General features: G+C 36.2%; 19 protein-coding genes. 1 reads left to right on the forward strand and 18 read right to left on the reverse strand.

Features of this window, described 5'->3' with window-relative positions; translation table 11 throughout:
* Nucleotides 1–18: 18 nt before the first annotated feature.
* The 10 genes from B0I22_RS12765 to B0I22_RS16375 all read right to left on the reverse strand — a co-directional run bounded on the left by B0I22_RS12765 (nt 19) and on the right by B0I22_RS16375 (nt 10,021).
* Complete coding sequence (locus B0I22_RS12765; protein ID WP_425459597.1) at nt 19–2,028, reverse strand: fumarate reductase/succinate dehydrogenase flavoprotein subunit; 2,010 nt, start codon at nt 2,026–2,028, stop codon at nt 19–21.
* 14 nt (nt 2,029–2,042) lie between these two features.
* Nucleotides 2,043–2,702: a succinate dehydrogenase cytochrome b subunit gene (locus B0I22_RS12770; protein ID WP_133945470.1), complete on the reverse strand. Its 660-nt coding sequence runs from the start codon at nt 2,700–2,702 to the stop codon at nt 2,043–2,045.
* 194 nt (nt 2,703–2,896) lie between these two features.
* Nucleotides 2,897–4,360 (reverse strand): RNA polymerase factor sigma-54, encoded by a 1,464-nt coding sequence (rpoN, locus tag B0I22_RS12775; protein ID WP_133945472.1) that lies wholly within the window; start codon nt 4,358–4,360, stop codon nt 2,897–2,899.
* A 146-nt stretch (nt 4,361–4,506) separates the two neighbouring features.
* A complete protein-coding gene (locus B0I22_RS12780; RefSeq protein ID WP_133945473.1) occupies nt 4,507–6,588 on the reverse strand; it encodes a M13 family metallopeptidase in 2,082 nt (693 codons plus the stop codon).
* 106 nt (nt 6,589–6,694) lie between these two features.
* Entirely contained in the window at nt 6,695–6,988 is a 294-nt protein-coding gene (locus B0I22_RS12785; protein ID WP_133945475.1) for a type II toxin-antitoxin system RelE/ParE family toxin, read from the reverse strand.
* Nucleotides 6,976–7,191 (reverse strand): DUF2683 family protein, encoded by a 216-nt coding sequence (locus B0I22_RS12790; RefSeq protein ID WP_133945477.1) that lies wholly within the window; start codon nt 7,189–7,191, stop codon nt 6,976–6,978. The genes B0I22_RS12785 and B0I22_RS12790 overlap by 13 nt, the downstream gene beginning before the upstream one ends.
* Nucleotides 7,192–7,271: 80 nt before the next feature.
* A complete protein-coding gene (gene asnS / locus B0I22_RS12795; RefSeq protein ID WP_133945479.1) occupies nt 7,272–8,720 on the reverse strand; it encodes an asparagine--tRNA ligase in 1,449 nt (482 codons plus the stop codon).
* A 116-nt stretch (nt 8,721–8,836) separates the two neighbouring features.
* Nucleotides 8,837–9,436 (reverse strand): CDP-alcohol phosphatidyltransferase family protein, encoded by a 600-nt coding sequence (locus B0I22_RS12800; RefSeq protein WP_133945481.1) that lies wholly within the window; start codon nt 9,434–9,436, stop codon nt 8,837–8,839.
* A gap of 17 nt (nt 9,437–9,453) precedes the next feature.
* Complete coding sequence (locus B0I22_RS16370; RefSeq protein ID WP_246022235.1) at nt 9,454–9,753, reverse strand: hypothetical protein; 300 nt, start codon at nt 9,751–9,753, stop codon at nt 9,454–9,456.
* Complete coding sequence (locus tag B0I22_RS16375) at nt 9,707–10,021, reverse strand: hypothetical protein (protein WP_246022237.1); 315 nt, start codon at nt 10,019–10,021, stop codon at nt 9,707–9,709. The genes B0I22_RS16370 and B0I22_RS16375 overlap by 47 nt, the downstream gene beginning before the upstream one ends.
* Nucleotides 10,022–10,123: 102 nt before the next feature.
* On the opposite strand from B0I22_RS16375, the gene B0I22_RS12810 reads away from it, so the two are divergent.
* Entirely contained in the window at nt 10,124–11,059 is a 936-nt protein-coding gene (locus B0I22_RS12810) for an XRE family transcriptional regulator (protein WP_133945482.1), read from the forward strand.
* Nucleotides 11,060–11,062: 3 nt separating this feature from the next.
* On the opposite strand, the gene rimM is transcribed toward B0I22_RS12810, so the two are convergent.
* From rimM to B0I22_RS12850, 8 genes are all read right to left on the reverse strand, one after another.
* Nucleotides 11,063–11,605: a ribosome maturation factor RimM gene (rimM, locus tag B0I22_RS12815; protein ID WP_133945484.1), complete on the reverse strand. Its 543-nt coding sequence runs from the start codon at nt 11,603–11,605 to the stop codon at nt 11,063–11,065.
* Nucleotides 11,606–11,683: 78 nt separating this feature from the next.
* Entirely contained in the window at nt 11,684–12,256 is a 573-nt protein-coding gene (locus B0I22_RS12820; protein WP_133945486.1) for a 30S ribosomal protein S16, read from the reverse strand.
* A 414-nt stretch (nt 12,257–12,670) separates the two neighbouring features.
* Nucleotides 12,671–13,972 (reverse strand): cryptochrome/photolyase family protein, encoded by a 1,302-nt coding sequence (locus B0I22_RS12825; RefSeq protein ID WP_133945488.1) that lies wholly within the window; start codon nt 13,970–13,972, stop codon nt 12,671–12,673.
* A 28-nt stretch (nt 13,973–14,000) separates the two neighbouring features.
* A complete protein-coding gene (locus B0I22_RS12830; protein WP_133945490.1) occupies nt 14,001–14,513 on the reverse strand; it encodes a nitroreductase family protein in 513 nt (170 codons plus the stop codon).
* Between the two features lie 134 nt (nt 14,514–14,647).
* Nucleotides 14,648–15,097, reverse strand: a complete 450-nt coding sequence (locus B0I22_RS12835; RefSeq protein WP_133945492.1) for a hypothetical protein — start codon at nt 15,095–15,097, stop codon at nt 14,648–14,650.
* 118 nt (nt 15,098–15,215) lie between these two features.
* The gene (gene bla, locus B0I22_RS12840; protein ID WP_133945493.1) at nt 15,216–16,103 is read right to left on the reverse strand and encodes a class A beta-lactamase, subclass A2; all 888 of its coding nucleotides are present in this window, start codon (nt 16,101–16,103) and stop codon (nt 15,216–15,218) included.
* A gap of 6 nt (nt 16,104–16,109) precedes the next feature.
* Nucleotides 16,110–17,165 (reverse strand): serine hydrolase domain-containing protein, encoded by a 1,056-nt coding sequence (locus tag B0I22_RS12845; protein WP_133945495.1) that lies wholly within the window; start codon nt 17,163–17,165, stop codon nt 16,110–16,112.
* 39 nt (nt 17,166–17,204) lie between these two features.
* Nucleotides 17,205–18,182: an alpha/beta hydrolase gene (locus B0I22_RS12850; protein WP_133945497.1), complete on the reverse strand. Its 978-nt coding sequence runs from the start codon at nt 18,180–18,182 to the stop codon at nt 17,205–17,207.
* Between the last annotated feature and the right edge of the window lie 27 nt (nt 18,183–18,209).

An 18,209-nucleotide genomic window follows, 5' to 3' on the forward strand; every position in this document is an offset into this window, starting at 1 on the left:
TATATTTTTGAATGGAGATTATTTGTAACTTCTTGCTTTAACTTCGATGTTTTCGTACACCAAATCTTCCTTGTGAACCACAGATTGGTTGATGTCCATCCCTTTATATTCCCACGCAGCAACGTATTTGAAATTCACATCGTCACGTTCCGCTTCACCTTCCGGTGTTGCGTGGTCTTCACGGAAATGTCCTCCACAAGATTCATTTCTGTTTAGTGCATCAATTGCCATCAATTGTCCTAATTCCAAGAAATCAGCAACTCTGAAAGCTTTTTCCAATTCAGGATTCAAATTGTCTGCGTCACCAGGAACTCTTACATCTTTCCAGAAGTTGTTTCTTACTTCTTCGATTTCTTTGATAGCTTCTCTTAGTCCTTCAGGAGTTCTTCCCATCCCAACTTTGTTCCACATAATGTGACCCAATTGTTTGTGGAAATGATCTACCGTATGTGTTCCTTTATTCGTCAAGAAGAAATTGATTTTATCCTTGATTTCTTTTTCAGCCTCGTTGAATTCCGGAGTTTCTGTTGAGATTTTTCCAGTTCTAATATCAGCAGAAAGATAATCTGCAATGGTGTAAGGTAAAACGAAATATCCGTCTGCCAAACCTTGCATCAAAGCAGAAGCTCCAAGTCTGTTTGCTCCGTGGTCTGAGAAGTTAGCTTCTCCAACAACGAAACATCCAGGAATTGTAGATTGCAAATTGTAATCTACCCAAACGCCACCCATCGTGTAGTGAACGGCAGGATAAATCTTCATTGGCGTTGTGTAAGGATCATCAGCAGTGATTTTCTCATACATTACGAATAAGTTACCGTATTTTTCCTCGATCCACTTTTTACCAAGATCATAAATCTGTTGCTCGGATGGATTGTGAATATTTTTTTCGATAGCGGCTTCTCTACCTTTTTTCATAATTTCTGTTGAGAAATCTAGGTAAACGCCTTCTTTCGTATCATTGTTTTCGATTCCGTAACCTGCGTCACATCTTTCTTTTCCAGCTCTGGAAGCAACGTCTCTTGGAACCAAGTTTCCAAATGCAGGATATCTTCTTTCAAGATAATAATCTCTGTTTTCTTCTGCGATATTTTCTGGTCTCAATTTTCCTTCTCTGATGGCAACAGAATCTTCAATATTTTTAGGAACCCAGATTCTTCCTGAGTTTCTTAGAGATTCTGACATTAAAGTTAATTTGGACTGCTGAGTTCCGTGAACAGGAATACAAGTCGGGTGAATCTGAACATAACAAGGATTTGCGAAATACGCTCCTTTTTTATGAATTTTCCAAGCTGCAGAAACGTTTGAACCCATTGCGTTTGTTGAAAGGAAATAGACATTTCCATAACCTCCAGAAGCAATTACAACAGCGTGAGCAGAATGTTTTTCAATTTCTCCAGTTACAAGATTTCTTGCGATGATTCCTCTTGCTTTTCCATCAACGATTACTAAGTCTAGCATCTCGTGACGGTTGAACATCTGAATTCTACCTTTACCGATTTGACGGCTCATTGCAGAATATGCTCCTAATAATAACTGTTGTCCAGTTTGTCCCTTTGCATAGAAAGTTCTTTTTACCTGAACGCCACCAAATGAACGGTTATCTAATTGTCCGCCGTACTCACGTCCGAAAGGAACACCTTGAGCAACACATTGATCAATGATGTTTGCAGAAACTTCCGCTAATCTGTAAACGTTAGCTTCTCTTGCACGGTAATCTCCACCTTTGATCGTATCGTAGAACAATCTGTAAGTTGAATCCCCATCACCTTGATAATTCTTAGCAGCATTGATACCACCTTGAGCAGCAATAGAGTGTGCTCTTCTTGGAGAATCCTGATAGCAGAATGCCTTTACATTGTATCCTTGCTCGGCAAGAGTCGCAGCAGCAGAGCCACCGGCCAATCCTGTTCCAACAATTATGATATCTATTTTGTCTCGGTTGTTTGGAGCAACCAAGTTCATATGATCTTTATGATTTTTCCATTTATCCTTAAGTGGACCGTGAGGAATTTTTGAATCTAAACCCATAATTTATTTTATGATTATTGAGTAACGAAATGATAAACAGCGATGATGATAAATCCAAGTGGAATGATGATAGAATACCAATTTCCGAATGCTTTGATAGCAGGCGTGTACTTTGGATGTCTAGCTCCAACAGATTGGAAAGAAGACTGGAAGCCGTGCGCCAAGTGCAAACCTAACAAAACGAAAGCCACTACATAAAGCACAACTCTCCACAAATCGTGAAACTTGTGATGCAACTCTTCCCAATATCTCATCTCATCTGGATTGTTACCTTGGATGTACTTGTAGCTGATCTCTGGAAACCAAAAATCGTAAAAGTGCAAGGCAATAAATGCTAAGATCACAGCGCCCGAAATAATCATATTTCTGGACATCCAAGTGGAGTTTGCAGAACCTTGGTTCATTGCGTACTTCACAGGTCTTGCGCTGTTGTTTCTGATTTCCAAAACGAATCCCATCACAAAATGGAAAACGACTGCGAAAATCAAAATCGGTTGCATCAGAAACTGAACCGCCGGATTGTATCCCATAAAATGTGAAGCCGCGTTGAACGCATCCTCGCTAAAAATGGAAATCATGTTGGTGGATAAGTGCATCACCAAAAAAATCAGCAAAAACATTGCTGAAATTGCCATAGCATATTTTCTGCCTATAGAAGACGTAATCCCTGCCATAATTCTATTGTTATTTTGAATTTTCACAAATTTAGAAAAATGTTGACTGACTTAACATTGAGAAATGTCAGAAAAATACAGTTTGTAATCTTTCTAAATAACTTTAATAGAATGTTAACAATATTTCTACTTTAATAATCATTCTGTATTAAATATTAATAAAAAACCTCGAAAAATAATTCCGAGGCTTTGTTTTATAACTCTTTTCTCAATCTTGCGACTGGGATGTTCAATTGTTCTCTGTATTTTGCAATCGTTCTTCTGGCGATGTTGTAGCCTTTTTCTTTCAAGATTCCTACAAGAGCATCGTCTGTGTAAGGTTTTCTCTTGTTTTCTTTGCCAATCGCTTCCTGTAAATGTTGTTTGATTTCTTTTGTGGAAACTTCCTCGCCGTCATCGTTTGTTAATGAATCTGAGAACAAATTTTTCAAATAAACAATTCCGTTTGGCGTGTCGGCATATTTGCTTTTTACCACTCTGGAGATTGTAGAAATATCAAAACCGGTAATGTCGGCAACATCTTTCAAGATCATTGGTCTGATGTTTTTCTCATCGCCAGAAATGAAATAATCTTTCTGAAGTTTCACAATCGCTGTAATGGTTTGCAACAATGTGTTTTGTCTTTGATTAATAGCATCGATGTACCATTTTGCTGCATCCAGTTTTTGTTTGATGAAAAGGGCAGCTTGCTTGTGTTCAGCAGATTTCTTATCGTGAGAGTAAGTTGTTAAGATTTCTTTGTACTCATCAGAAACTCGAAGGGAAGGCGCATTTTTATTATTTAAAGTCGGAATCACTTGATTGTCCTTCACTTGGATCATAAAATCTGGAATGATCTCTTGGTTGATTGTAATCGTTTGAGTATCAAAGTTTCCGCCAACTTTTGGAGATAATCTGGAGATTTCATCCAAAGCATCTTTCAAATCTTCTTCTTCTATGTCGTATTTCTGAAGAATCTTGTTATAATGCTTATTCGCAAGGGCGTCAAATTGATTTCTTAAAATGTTGCCTGCTAAAATAACAGTTTGATCTGAACTTACTTTTTTCTCGATTTGAAGCAAAAGACATTCTCTTAAATCTCGCGCGCCAACGCCTGGTGGATCTAATTTTTGAACATAATTTTCAAGAATGTCGGTCACTTTTTCTATCGTGGTGTAAATGCCTTGTGAAAAAGCTAAATCATCAACAATAGATTTAATATCTCTTCTCAAATAGCCGTCTGTGTCGAGGTTTCCGATAACGTATTCGCAAATTTTCAAATCTTCTTCATCTACGCTTGACAGACGAATTTGCTCCAAAAGATAATCATAAAGTGTTTGTCCTTCTGTTAAAAGTGATTGGTTGTCAAAATCTTCGTCGTCTGCAGAATAGTTGCTGGAAGCGGTTTTGTAGCTTGGCTCATCATCGTAAAGATATTCATCAACATCAAAATCTGTTTCTATGCTTTCGCTCCCTTCGCTTTCGTACTCTTCGTCCGCTTTGGAATATTCTTCCTCAGAATTTTCGTCCGCAACCTTTTCTAAAGCTGGGTTTTCTTCTAGTTCACGTTCAAGTTCTTCTTCAAATTCCAAAGTATGAAGCTGTATGAGTTTCATCAGTTGAATCTGTTGAGGAGCGAGCTTTTGCCCGAGTCGCATTTGTAGATTTTGCTTTAGCATAATTTTTGACGTTTATCAATAATGATTAACTTTTACGAAGTTAGAAATTTATTTTCAAAAAACAACAAGTTTAGCACGATTTTTGATGAGTTAATAAAAGTTAACAAAAAAACCTTCAGAATGTTCTGAAGGTTTTTTTTGTTTTATTACCAGATTTTGATTCTCTTTTCCGGAGCTACATATAGTTTGTCTCCGGGTTTAACATCAAAGGCTTTTTGGAAAGAATCCATATTCACCAATGGTCCAAAACTTCTGTAATAACCCGGCGAATGCGGATCTGTTTTTACTTGATTGGTCATATATTTATCTGTGGATTTGGTTCTCCAAACCGTTGCCCAACTCATAAAGAATCTTTGATCTTGAGTCAAATCGCTTATTTTTCCTGGATTTCCGTGGTCTTTCAAATACATTTGTAGCGCTGTGTAAGCGACATTAATTCCGCCTAAATCTCCAATGTTTTCTCCGCTGGTAAATTTTCCATTTACGAAACTTCCTGTCACTGGTTCATATTTATCATATTGCGATGCCAATTGTCCAACTTTTTCGTCGAAGTTTTTTCTGTCACTTTCTGTCCACCAATTGTTTAAGTTTCCGTCTCCGTCAAATCTAGAACCGCTGTCATCAAATCCGTGAGAAATCTCGTGACCGATAACGCCACCAATTCCTCCAAAGTTAACTGCAGGATCTGCATTGAAATTGAAAAACGGCGGTTGCAAGATGGCCGCTGGGAAAACAATTTCATTATTAGATGAGCTGTAATAAGCGTTCACCGTTTGTGGTGACATTCCCCATTCCGTTTTATCTACTGGTTTTCCTATTTTGTCAAGGTTTTTTGCGTAACTCCACTCAGAGATTTTCTCGAGATTGTTGTAATAAGTTCCATTGTTGGAAGCTAATTGTAAATTTAATTTAGAATAATCTTTCCATTTGTCCGGATAGGCGATCTTCACTTTGAATTTTGATAACTTTTCCAAAGCTTTTTCTCTCGTTACCGGAGACATCCATTCCAGATTTTCTATATGAACTTTGAAAGCTTTCTTGATGTAATCTACATAAGTTTCCATCTTTTGTTTCGCTTCTGGTGAGAAATTTTTCTCTACATAAAGTTTTCCAAAAGCTTCACCAAGAACACCATTTACCAAACCAAGTCCGCGTTTTTCCATAGAACGTTGCTCTTGCTGGCCTTGCAGATATTTGGAATAAAAATCAAAACGAATGTTATCCAGATTCTGATCAAGATTTCCCGCATTGCTGTTCAAAAGGTCATATTTCATATATTCTTTAATCAGACCGATGTTTTTATCCGTCATCCAAGAATCCATATTTTGGTAATATTTTAATTCCCCAATGATAACTTTGTCAGTATTGGCACCAACTGTTTTAAGATAGTCAGGAAGATTAACATTTTTTACCAATGGTTTTAGTTCCGCAACAGTTTTAGGATTGTATCGCAAATTCGCATCACGACCTTGTTCCAAAGTCAAAAGATCCTGAGCTAGTTTTTTCTCAAAATCAACAATTTGCTGAGCTGTCGCATCTGGAGTTTTGCTTCCAAGAACTGTTTGTAGCTTGGCAACGTAATTTTTATATTCGGCTAATGTTTTGGTGTTGGCTTCGTTGGCTTTTTGATAATAATCTTTACCCAAGCCTAAACTTGGTCCGCCAAGATAAACAGCGTTCATTACAGAGTTTTTCATATCTGCGCCAACTCTCCATCCGTAAAAAGGATTGTCGCCGGAAGGAGTAGCTTCGATAAGATAGTTCTGCAAATCTTTTACATTTTTAATCGCATCGATTTTTGTCAGTTGAGATTTGATTGGAGTAATCCCTTCTGCGTTTCTCTTGTTCCAATCGATGAAAGTGCCATATAGCGCTTGGATTTTTTCGCCTTCGGAATTAGAATCGAATTTTTCTGAAAGTACTTTATTCAAAATATCCAATGACGCAACATCCACATCTTCCCTCAAAGCATTGAATGAGCCCCAACTTGGTTTGTCCGAAGGAATTACCGCGGTTTTCATCCAGCCACCGTTTACATAATTATAGAAATCATCTTGAGGTCTTACACTTGTGTCCATATAAGAAAGGTTGAGTCCTTCTTCTTTAATGGTTTTCGGAACTTCTGATTCTGTTTTTGGTTGTTCTGCTGTAGTTTTTTGTGATGTGGAGCAAGATTCTAAGTAGAATGTTGCAGCAATCGTCATCACGTAAATACTGATCTTTTTCATTGAGATTTATTTTAATACTTTCAAAAGTATGGAATTTTAATTTTTTAGAGGTCTTCTGAAATGAAAAATCCCACTCGATATGAATGGGATATACGAAATACTGTATTTATAGTTCAAGATTATCTGGGTTTCTTCTGTTGTCCCAAAAGGCTAAAATTTCGATTTTATCATTTTGAAATCTGAAGAATAATGAATAATATTTAAGGATTTTAATTTTATATATTTCATCAAAGGCAGTCTTTATTCCAATTTTAGGATTTTCAGATAGCTCTAATTGTTTTTTCTTGACTTCAAGTCTTAATTTTTTCGAAAAAGTTTCGGATGAATTATGAATATTCCAATATTTTAAAGTTTCTGCTAAATCTAGCAAAGCTTTTTTCGTCCATTTTATTTGAAACATTTATCAAGAATTTTTTCAGCTTCATCCTCAGTGAAGAATTCACCTTGATTGGCTTGTTCAATGCCTTCTTGCAATTGTTTTCTCTGCCAATCTGTTAACTTTTCTTTTTTTGAAACCTCAAATTTTATATTCAATTCCTTCAGAAGCGCTTCAATTAATTTTAATTGATTTTCTGACTCGTTATGTAAAGTGATGGTGCTCATTTTTAAAATTTAAGTAAAGTTAATAAAAAATTCCTTCAATTAAAACTGAAGGAATTTGCTTTTTTATATTTAATTAATGCTTAGAATTCTGCATTTTTAGGTGTTCTCGGGAAAGGAATCACATCTCTGATGTTCGTCATTCCAGTTACGAAAAGTACCAATCTTTCCAATCCTAAACCAAATCCAGCGTGCGGAACAGAACCGAATTTTCTAGTGTCAAGATACCACCAAAGCTCGTGTTCGTCAACACCGAAGTCTTTCATTTTCTCTAGAAGAACATCGTGTCTCGCTTCTCTCTCAGAACCACCGATGATTTCGCCAATTCCTGGGAAAAGAACGTCCATTGCGGCAACTGTTTTTCCGTCGTCATTCAGTTTCATATAGAAGGCCTTGATTTCTTTCGGATAATCGAAGAGGACAACTGGTGTTTCGAAGTGTTTCTCTACCAAATATCTCTCGTGCTCAGACTGCAAATCGGTTCCCCATTTCTCAATCGGATATTGGAATTTGCCTTTTTTATTTTCTTTTGAGTTTAATAAAATCTCAATCGCTTCCGTATAAGAAACTCTCTTGAAACGCTTCGCAACCACGTTAGTGAGTTTTTCAATCAAGCCTTCTTTAGCTCTGTCTTTTTCAGGTTTTCCTTTTTGCTCTTCTTCGAAACGCTTGTCAAGGAACTCCAAATCATCTTTGCAATTGTCCAAAACGTACTGAATCACATATTTCAAGAAATCCTCTGCAAGGTCAATATTATTTTCAAGATTGTTGAACGCAACTTCTGGCTCAATCATCCAAAACTCAGCAAGGTGACGCGTCGTATTAGAATTTTCTGCACGGAAAGTCGGTCCGAAAGTGTAAATTCTTCCCAATCCCATCGCTGCAGTTTCACCTTCCAATTGTCCTGAAACTGTCAAGTTGGTTTTCTTTCCGAAAAAGTCTTGAGAAAAATCGATGTCTCCTTCTTCGGTTTTAGGCATATTATTAAGGTCAAAATTTGTAACGCCAAACATTTCTCCAGCGCCTTCTGCATCAGCTCCAGTGATAACCGGCGTGTTGATGTAGAAAAATTGATTTTGATTGAAGAACGAGTGAATCGCAAAACTCACCGAGTGACGGATTCTGAAAACCGCTCCAAAAACATTAGTTCTGAATCTCAAATGTGCCTGCTCACGCAATTTCTCCAAACTGTGTTTCTTTGGCTGAAGAATCGTGGATTGCAATTCCTCAAAGAAATTGTCGCCCAGAATCGTGATTTTTTTTGCAATGATTTCCACGGTTTGTCCAGCGCCTTGGCTTTCCACCACTTCACCTACAATTTTCAAAGACGAAGCCGTATTGATTTTCTTGATGGTTTCCTCATCAAAACTTTCAAAATCAACCACGATTTGCAAATTATTAATCGTAGAACCATCATTTAGCGCGATAAAACGATTGGAACGGAAAGCCCGAACCCAACCTTGAACGGTAATGTCGTGATGTAATACTTTTTTGTAATCTGCTAATAGGTCTTTAATTGTCTGTCGTTTCATTATCAAAAATTAGTGAGTGCAAATTTACGAAAAAACGTTGTAAATAGATATTAGATATTGGACTTTAGATGTTAGATTGAAAATTAATGATTAAAATTCTCAATTATTTGAAATTTTTAATTCAACAAAACAGATTTTTTCAACATTTTTCCGTTTCGGATTTTCCAGGCGTGATAGGAACTTGGAACATCATATTGCCATTTCGGTAAAATTAAAATAATCAAAATAACATCCAAATGCGAGATAAAACCCAAAATCACGCAGAGATAAAATGCCCAGCCAGCCTCAGAAAATCCAATGAGAGAAGTGAAAGCGATGAGTAAACTCAATCCCCAAAGTTTGGAAAGCCAAGCGTGCGTGCAAGTTTCCTTCCCGAATTTCCAAAGACTGACGATGTAGCATAAAGCTTCCATTACGAAAATCAAAGCGATATTTTTCCAATGTTCTTGGATGATTTCGGGATTCAGAAAATAAGTGGCGAAACCGATTGATAACCAAAAAACCAAATCGGTTTGGCTGTCCAATCGTCTTAGTTTTTCTGATGAAACACCGACTTTTCGAGCGATGATGCCATCAAGAATATCGGTGAACAATCCGAAGTACATTAATATAAAAATTAAATTCCGAGAATTTTCAATTTCAAAATAAGCCAGCAGAAATATGATTGGCGCAAGTAGAAATCTTGTCGCGATGAGAATGTATGGTAATTTTTTCATAATTAATGTTTTAAATATTATTGAATACGGTTGAATTTCTCTGCGTAATTAATCGTTCTGCCGGCCCACATAAGAAAAAGGAAAGAACCGTTGTTGTCGTTGTAGCTGTGAATCACGAGATTGTTATCTGCCGTCAAACCGATTCTGGATTGGGAAACTTCGCATCCACCAAGAAAGTAAGGGATTCCGGTGCATTTTGTCGTTCGGTTTTTCAAGGTCAAGATTCCGTTTTTCAAAGTGGCGTTCAGCTTGTAAGAATGTTTTACAGAATCATTTTTGAATAATGTCAATTCCAATTCGTAGAGTTTGCTGTCCATTTTTTTTAGATTTAATTTCCAAAAAATCGCAATCTTCCAAATCTTGATTTTTCAAATCCAACATTCTGGCAATTCCGATGGATTCTACAGGTTTTGATAATAATGAACTTGAGTTGTCGTAACCTTTGAATTTATACTTTCCTTCGATTGATTTCCCGTTGTTTTCGGAAATATTTGTCAAATCGTTTTTGATTAATTTTCTGTCAAAGCTGACGCAGGAAGTGAGCGTTGTCAGAAGAATGGCGAGTCCTAATAATTGCGTTTTCATAATTATATCTTTTAATGATGATGTAAAATTATATTCGAAACTCCACCTTCTCAATGCGGAAAAGAATTAATATTTTTTCTAAATTTGTGAAAATCGCAAAAGATGTATCAGGAACTTTTATTGAAAGAAATCAGAAACAAAATCGGAGACAAATCTCTGAATGATGAATTAGCGAATGTCCTCAACATTAGTTATGATGCTGCGCACAGAAGAACATCGATGAAGTCTAAATTTTCTCTAGAAGAAAGTTTACAGCTTGCGAAGTTTTATAATATTTCTTTAGATAGATTTCTTGAAAATAGCGACAATCTTTTGGTAAAGAAGACGAAAGCCGTTAGTAAAACGGAAGATTTGCATTCGTTTTTTGATAATACTTTGGATATTTTAAGTTCAATTCAATTTTCAGAAGATTCTGTGATTTATTATTCGGCGAAGGATATTCCGTTTTTTTATACGGTTTCGGATACGCTTTTGTCAAGATTCAAAATTTATGTTTGGATGAATCTTCTGAATTCTAAACAGGTTTTTATCCCGTTTCAGGATTTTCAGCCACCACAATTTGATTCAAAAACAAAAATTCTGAGAGAGATTTACGAAGAACAAAATGTAATAGAATTATGGAATGATATGACGATTTCCAGCATTCTTTTGCAGATTTCGTTCTATTTTGAAATTGGACTTCTCAAAAAAGAAGATGCTGTAAACATACTTTCAGAACTGGATGATTTGATTCGTTACATCGAAAATAAAACGGAAACTAATCCTCGTTTTCAAATTTATCAAAACGAATTGGTTCATCTTTCCAATGATATTTTTGTTAATAATGGTCAACAATCTACCTTAGCAATTCCGTGCAATATGTTTGGTTATCTGTTAATGAATGATTCCAAAACTTGCAAAGAAACGATGAACTATTTTGAACATCAAATCAAAAATTGCAAATCTCTGAACACGGCCGGAAATCGTGATAGGAAACTGTTTTTCAACAGGATGTATCAGAAAATAGAAATACAGAGAAAATCTATAACAGATTTTTAAAAATTACTCATCCTTTTTAGAAGGAACCAAGAAAACATCCATCAAGCCTTCTGGCAAAAACATTTTGATGAATTTCTCCTCACGGTTCACTTGTAGAATCCAATCTCTGATTAGTGGAATGATGATTTCTTTTCCGGCAAGATTAAGGATGAAATAATTTTGAGCAGTCTGGTCATTGATGGAAACGATATTTCCACAAGATTTCCCATCCTCTTCACGGATTTCAAAACCAACAACCTCGTGATAATAGAATTTTTTCCCCGTCAACGGCGGAAGCGTAGAAAGCGGAAGATAAACACCTTTTCCAATCGATTGATTCACCAATGCTTCGGAAGAATTTTTGAAAGTAATGATTTTAGTATCGCCTCTGGACCAAGATTGTTTTTCCACAAAGAAAGGAACCAACAAACCATTGATATCTAAAAAAATCGATGTCAGTTTATCATACATTTCAGGTTGGTCTGTATCCAGTTTTAGGATCACGTTGCCTTGTAGGCCGTGTGTTCTGGTAATGGTTCCTAAAAAATAGCAGTCTTCTTTTTTCATTATTTCCGGTGGTAAATTTTATTAAACAACAAAGACACGAGATTATCGTGTCTTTGAGATTGTATCTTTTGTAAAGAATTAAGCCTGAGTTTCTTCAGTCCCTTCTGCTTCAGCAGTTGGCTCTTCAGTCGCAACTTCTTCTGTTGCAACTTCTTCAGCAGGCGCGTTAGCAGCCTCTTCAGCAGCTTTTGCATCAGCTTCAGCTTTCGCAGCAGCATCAATTCTTGCTTGGTTTACTTTAGCCTCAGCTTCCAAAGCCGCTTTTTTAGCGTCAGATTTTGCTGTAGATAAACCTTCTACTTTACCTTGTACTTTAGCATCTTTTGCATCAACCCAAGCAGCGAATCTCTTCTCAGCTTCAGCCTCGTCAAAAGCACCTTTAGCAACACCACCTTGAAGGTGTTTTTTGTACAAAGCACCTTTGTAAGAAAGGATAGCTCTTGCAGTGTCAGTTGGCTGAGCACCGTTGTTCAACCATTTAACAGCAGAATCAACGTTCAAGTCGATAGTTGCTGGGTTTGTAATTGGGTTGTAAGTTCCTAGTTTCTCGATGAATCTACCATCTCTTCTAGCTCTTGCATCTGCAACTACGATGTGGAAGAAAGGTTTCCCTTTAGACCCGTGTCTTTGTAATCTGATTTTTACTGACATATGTTTAAAAATTTTGGGAACACGTCCCGGTTAAATATTAAGTGTGCAAAGATAATAAAATTTTTTGGTTACAAAAATTTTTGTCAGAAGTTGGAAGTCAGATGTCAGAAGTTTTTCAAACCTCGAATTTTGAACAAATAAGACGTTGAATCTTTGGAGCCGGGAACCTGCTTTCCGTTGCAATTCCTCGCGCCTTGCTTTTCCCATCGCTTACTGTGGGATTTCCACTGCAATCAGGGCTATGGGTTTTGTCATCCAATCAAGATTTGTCAAAATTTAGATAGTTATCAAAAATTCTAATAAAATGATTAAATCAAAAAAAACGAAGATTTCAGAACTTATGTGTACTTAACTGCACTACCTCACAAATCTTATCATCAACTTAAGTGTTAAAAACTTTTGCGTCTTTTGTGGTTAAAAACATCCGTTTAAAGCTTTCTTATAAGTCTCCAAAGCCCTTTCCCTAGCAAATTTATGCTCCACGATTCTATTTTCAATAACATCCTTTTCAAAATCAGGATTCCATTTTCGAATATATTTCAAATCCTTATCAAACTTCTTCGTTTGCTCATCCGGATTGAAAACCCGGAAATATGGCGCCGCATCGCAACCGCAACCTGCTGCCCATTGCCAGTTTCCGTTGTTGGCTGATAAATCATAATCCAAAAGTTTTTTAGCGAAATAAGCTTCGCCCCAACGCCAATCTATCAGAAGATGTTTTGTGAGAAAACTTGCGACCACCATTCGGATTCGGTTGTGCATTCGTCCGGTTTGGTTCAGTTGGCGCATTCCGGCATCTACGATTGGATAGCCAGTTTCGCCGTTGCACCATTTTTCAAATTCGGATTCGTTGTTTCGCCACGGGATATTTTCATATTTCTCTTTGAAACAATAATTGACCACTTTCGGAAAATGAAAAAGGATTTGCATAAAGAATTCCCGCCAAATCAATTCATTCAGCCAGGTTTCGTTGTGACTAAGGGCAAATTTCACACACTTTCGAACTGAGATTGTTCCAAATCGAAGTGCAATTCCCAGATTTGTGGTTCCATTTTGTGCTGGAAAATCACGTGTTTCATCATAATTATTAATGATTTTTGATTCCAACTTAGGTTCTTCAAAATCAAAATCTGTTTTCTCAAATCCGATTTCTTTCAGACTTAATATTTTCTTCGAAGGTAGTTTAAGAAAATGGGTTTTATCAATTTTAACCGAAGCGTAATCTTTTTCAGTCAGAAGTTTTTTCCATTTGTTGGAGAAAGGCGTGTAAACTGTGTAAGGCTCGCCGTTATCTTTAGCAACTTCATTTTTGTCAAAAATCACTTGGTCTTTGAAATCACGAAAATCAATCTTTTTTGAATTAAGAAATTCCCTTATTTTCTCATCTCTTTTGATGGCTGACAGTTCATAATCCCGATTGCAATAGACGGATTGTAAATCATAATCTTTCTGCAATTGTTGGAAAATATCCATAGGTTTTCCGTGGAAAGTCAGAAGATTGCTTTCGGATTCCTTCAGTTCTAGATTTATTTTTTCTAAAGCCTGATGAATATAATCGACTCTTCGATCGTATTTATCTTCAAGCTGACCCAAGATTTCTTTATCGAAAATAAAAATCGGAATCACTTTCTCGCCGGAATTCAAAGCCTCGGACAAACCTTTGTTGTCTTCCAAACGAAGGTCACGCCGAAACCAGAATATTGAAACTTTTTGCATTGATAATTTTATAAACAATCAATAAAAATTATTCTAAACTTCCCATATAAAACAATCCCAAACATTGTTGGTTTTCTTCGATGGTCAAAGAGTCTTTCAGTTGTTCAACGATTTTTGGGGAGCTCCAGTAACAGCCGATATTATTTGCCGTGCAGGTCAAATACATATTCTGAACCGCCATAGAAACAGCTGATACTTCCTCCCAATCCGGAACCAATCCGCTGAAGTTGACAACGATTGAAATAACAACATTTGCTTTCGAGATTTTGAATCCAATATCATCATATTTCTTCTGCAAAAACTGAGCTTCCGCCGTCGAATTTTTATAAATGTTTTGAAGTTCCAATCCCAATTTTTGTTTTTCCTCGCCTTTGAAAGTTTTGAAACGCCAAGGTTTTGTGTGCTTATGATTTGGAGCAAGGACGGCGTTGCTTAGGATTTCGTCAAGAATATGTTGTGAGATTTCTTTGTCGGTGTAATCTTTTGGGAAGATGCTTCTGCGCTCTTCTATGATGTTTTTTAAAATTTTAGCGTTTTCCATAGTTCAAAGATACGGGAAGAAAGATAAAAGAGCAAAGAGGAAAGAAACAAGAATAAAGTAAAAAGAGTCAAGTATTAACCAGCCCGTAAAAAATTTTTCAAATTTTCGCCACCCCTCCAGAGGAGGGGAATTTTTTAGAAAATCTCTATAATTTCCTGCCCGATTTTATTGAGGACAAAAGAATCGCCTGCTTGCATTCCCATCATCGTTTGTGCCATTGGACTTTCTGGCGAGATGGCGTAGAAACGGTCGCCTTGAAAGAAAAATTCCCCCAAAGAAACCGAAATATAAAAACGTGCTTTGTTTGTGATGACCAATGAACCGAGTTTCACTTTGTCGGAAACGGAGTTCAGAACTCTTCGCATTTCGCGTTGCATATTTTTCAACGAAACCATTTGCTTGTCCAAAAGATAAATTTCCTCCTGAATTTCCTCTCTTATCGAATCGTATTTTGAAGTTTTCTTGATGTCTCGGCTGGCTTCCAGAGAGAAATTGAGGTAAAACTCAAGCGTTTTCACTTTCCCCGAAATGCTGTCATTCACAAAATTGCGCAACTCACTTTTATCGTAAACCGTCTTCTGCATAAATCCAATTTTGAATAAAGATAATAATTAATAAAACAAATAAAAAACCTCTCTAAAAATATTTAGAAAGGTATATTTCAACTATGAAAATCATAAATTATTCCAAAACCAACGCTGTTTATTTCTTGATAAAATAATTCCAAGTCGCTCTTGTAATATCTGCGATGATTTTCTCCGTGTCTTCCCTTGATTCGGTAATGTTTTTCAGATAAATGGAAAGGATAAAATGTTTTCCATTCGGAAGTTTAATGATTCCTATATCGTTCATTGAAACGCGAAGGTTTTTATCATTAGTTCCGGAAATTCCTGTTCTGTGCGCCAATTCGGTTCCTGCGGGAAGTCCGGCTTTCATCCAGGTTGTGCCTCGGGAACATTCGACCATTATTTGGTAAAGGTATTTTGTAGTGGTTTTTTTCAAAACTTTTCCGTTGTAGAATTTCTCTAACAATTTTGTCGTGGCAATCGGCGTTGTGGTGTTGATGTAGAGATTTTCCCAAGTCCGCATTTGGTCTTCATTCATTTTGATTGTAAAATCCTTGATGCCGTTTTTATTAATGAATTTCTGAACCGTTTCTGTTCCGCCAATCAATTCCAAAAGAATATCGCAACCGTTATTATCGCTGTGAGAAACGGTGTAGCGCAACAATTGGTCTAAGGTCAAATCCATATTTCCATTGGGAAATTCCTCACGGATTGGGCTCCAAGTATCTTCCTTCAAATCTTCTTTTTTAATAAAAATTTTCTGATTCAAAGCAAGTTTTCCTCTGTCCACTTCATTCAAAACTGCCAAGGCAATATGGAATTTGAACACGCTCATCATTGGCATATTCATATTTCCATTGATGCTTAACGTGTCTTTGTTTTCGATTCCTTTTAATGAAATTCCGACCGTTGCATTCTTTGTTGAGATGATTTGATTAAGTTCTTTCCGAAGTTCAACTAAGTTTTGAGCAAACGATTGAACCGAGAAAAGAGAAAGACTGAGAATTAATATTAATTTTTTCATCGGATATTAATTCAAAAGTTTAGAATCCATCACAATCTTTCTGATTTCCTGCTCGAAATAATAAGCAATATCAAAATTTTCATTCGCCACATTTTCCATTACGATAACGCTCGTTTTGGTCTTAGGATAATATAAATTGACCGCCGTAAAACCTTCACCTGGATGAAAACCTGTGTGCCCGATTTCATTAATGTCAGCTTTGTCATTGATTCTCAAACCGTATCCATAACCAATCGGATTTTTGCCGAAAAGTTGATGCGTTGCGGTTGTGGAATAATTGGTCATCAATTTATAAGTTTCCGGTTTCAAGAGTTTGCCGTTGTGCAGACATTCGTTCCATTTGGCTAAGTCTGGGGCAGTTACAATCAGATGACTTCCAAAATAGTAAGAAGTATCAAAGCCTGATTTTTCATTCAGTTTAAAACTTCCGTCTTTTCTGATGGTATGACCTTTTACCAGAAATTTGCTGTTGGTCTCATTAGGATAAAAACTGTCATTCATCTTGCATTTTTTGAACAATGCCGTCACCAATTCCTTATAACTTTTCCCGCTTTGCTTTTCCAAAACCAACCCTGCGACAGAATATCCAACATTAGAATAACTGAATTCCGTTCCAGTTTTCAATTTCAAATTCGGTTTCAAATCATCGCTGTAAAGTCCCGAAGTGTGATTCAGCAAATGATGAACAGTAATGCTATCTGCCCAAGAATATTTGAAATCCGGTAAATATTTTCGAATTGGTACGTGTAAATCAATCGTTCCTTTTTCCACTTCCTGCAAAATCAATGTCGCTGTAATCTGCTTTGCGATGGACATTGTCGAAAATTTATCAGTGGTTTTCAAAGGTTTTTTCTTGTTGAAATCAACATTGCCAAAAGCTTTCGCATATTTTTCCTTCCCGTTTTGTTGAATTAAAACCACGCCGTTGAAAGTTCTTGGATTAATGTTTTTTATTAAGCTGTCAATTTGTGCTGAATAATCGTTTTTCTGTTGAGCCGATGAATTACAGGAAGTGAATAACGTAATAATAGCAACCGAAGCCAGTTTGAAAAAGTTTTTCATTGATGTTTTTAAATTAAGGTTTATGGTAATTAGAAAATTTTATTTCAGCCATTTTTCAATCGATTCAAGAAATACTTGCTGTTGGTCGACAAACAAATAATGAGAACAATTATCAATGATTTTGAAATTATTTTTTGTTACAATCTTCTCCATATCATCCAATTGTTTGACGGAAAAAATATGGTCTTGTTGTCCGTAGATTGCAAATATTTTTATCTTCTTTTTCAATTTTTTCAGAATTGGTTTTGTGTCAATATTATTTCTGCTTTCATTTTGATAGAATAAAATGGGTGCATTATCATTTCGGATATTATTTTTTCCAAATTCGCTCGCTTCATACTCTTCCCGAAGTTGATTGGCATCTGCTGTTGGAAACGGCATTTTAAAATAATTATTTTTACTCGCCACTTCATAAACTTCTTTTCTGTATTCAGCAGAGTTTTTCGGAAGTTTTTCTATTCCCGAAATTTTAGAAAGCATCAAACTGTCTTTAGTTTTTTGATAATTTTTTCTGGTTGAATTTAAAATATGGTCGTAAGTTTCTTGCTGAGAAAATAATGCGCCGGCTAAAATTAATGATGATACTTTTTCAGGATTTTGTTCTGTGAAAATTGTTGAAACCAAACCTCCAAAACTATGAGCGATGATATTTGCTTTGCCGATGTTGTGGGTTTTGTACAGCTCATTCAAATCATTATTCGCTTCCTGAAAAGTAAAAGTTGCAGTTGAGTCTATAGAACGTCCTTCGCCACGTCTGTCATAGACAATAACGTAAAAACCTTTGTCGGCCAAGTTTTGAGCAGTGGTTCCTTCAAAAAGTGTGGAATTTCCTCTCGGTCCGCCGTGAACAAAAATAATCGCTGGATTTTTTCTGTTTCCGTAAGCTTTAGAATAAATTTTTATACGACTTTGGGAGATGGATTTTAAAGAAGAATTGTCTTTTTGTTGAGCTTGAGAATTAAAATTAATTAATAAAAAAGCCACAACAAAGAAAGGCAGTTTGAAAAAATGTCTCATTTGTTTTTTGAATTTGGTTAAGTTTTT

Origin of the sequence: Epilithonimonas xixisoli, from assembly GCF_004365655.1 — a bacterium.
In the GTDB taxonomy this organism is placed as follows: domain Bacteria; phylum Bacteroidota; class Bacteroidia; order Flavobacteriales; family Weeksellaceae; genus Epilithonimonas; species Epilithonimonas xixisoli.

Coding starts and splice junctions, on each gene's coding strand:
- B0I22_RS12845 (WP_133945495.1), bottom strand. CDS start 17,165: ATGAAAAACTTTTTCAAACTGGCTTCGGTTGCTATTATTACGTTATTC.
- bla (WP_133945493.1), bottom strand. CDS start 16,103: ATGAAAAAATTAATATTAATTCTCAGTCTTTCTCTTTTCTCGGTTCAA.
- B0I22_RS12810 (WP_133945482.1), top strand. CDS start 10,124: ATGTATCAGGAACTTTTATTGAAAGAAATCAGAAACAAAATCGGAGAC.
- B0I22_RS16370 (WP_246022235.1), bottom strand. CDS start 9,753: ATGGACAGCAAACTCTACGAATTGGAATTGACATTATTCAAAAATGAT.
- B0I22_RS12780 (WP_133945473.1), bottom strand. CDS start 6,588: ATGAAAAAGATCAGTATTTACGTGATGACGATTGCTGCAACATTCTAC.
- B0I22_RS12770 (WP_133945470.1), bottom strand. CDS start 2,702: ATGGCAGGGATTACGTCTTCTATAGGCAGAAAATATGCTATGGCAATT.
- asnS (WP_133945479.1), bottom strand. CDS start 8,720: ATGAAACGACAGACAATTAAAGACCTATTAGCAGATTACAAAAAAGTA.
- B0I22_RS12835 (WP_133945492.1), bottom strand. CDS start 15,097: ATGCAGAAGACGGTTTACGATAAAAGTGAGTTGCGCAATTTTGTGAAT.
- B0I22_RS12830 (WP_133945490.1), bottom strand. CDS start 14,513: ATGGAAAACGCTAAAATTTTAAAAAACATCATAGAAGAGCGCAGAAGC.
- B0I22_RS12820 (WP_133945486.1), bottom strand. CDS start 12,256: ATGTCAGTAAAAATCAGATTACAAAGACACGGGTCTAAAGGGAAACCT.
- B0I22_RS12850 (WP_133945497.1), bottom strand. CDS start 18,182: ATGAGACATTTTTTCAAACTGCCTTTCTTTGTTGTGGCTTTTTTATTA.
- B0I22_RS12790 (WP_133945477.1), bottom strand. CDS start 7,191: ATGAGCACCATCACTTTACATAACGAGTCAGAAAATCAATTAAAATTA.
- B0I22_RS12785 (WP_133945475.1), bottom strand. CDS start 6,988: ATGTTTCAAATAAAATGGACGAAAAAAGCTTTGCTAGATTTAGCAGAA.
- B0I22_RS12825 (WP_133945488.1), bottom strand. CDS start 13,972: ATGCAAAAAGTTTCAATATTCTGGTTTCGGCGTGACCTTCGTTTGGAA.
- B0I22_RS12800 (WP_133945481.1), bottom strand. CDS start 9,436: ATGAAAAAATTACCATACATTCTCATCGCGACAAGATTTCTACTTGCG.
- B0I22_RS16375 (WP_246022237.1), bottom strand. CDS start 10,021: ATGAAAACGCAATTATTAGGACTCGCCATTCTTCTGACAACGCTCACT.
- B0I22_RS12765 (WP_425459597.1), bottom strand. CDS start 2,028: ATGGGTTTAGATTCAAAAATTCCTCACGGTCCACTTAAGGATAAATGG.
- rpoN (WP_133945472.1), bottom strand. CDS start 4,360: ATGCTAAAGCAAAATCTACAAATGCGACTCGGGCAAAAGCTCGCTCCT.
- rimM (WP_133945484.1), bottom strand. CDS start 11,605: ATGAAAAAAGAAGACTGCTATTTTTTAGGAACCATTACCAGAACACAC.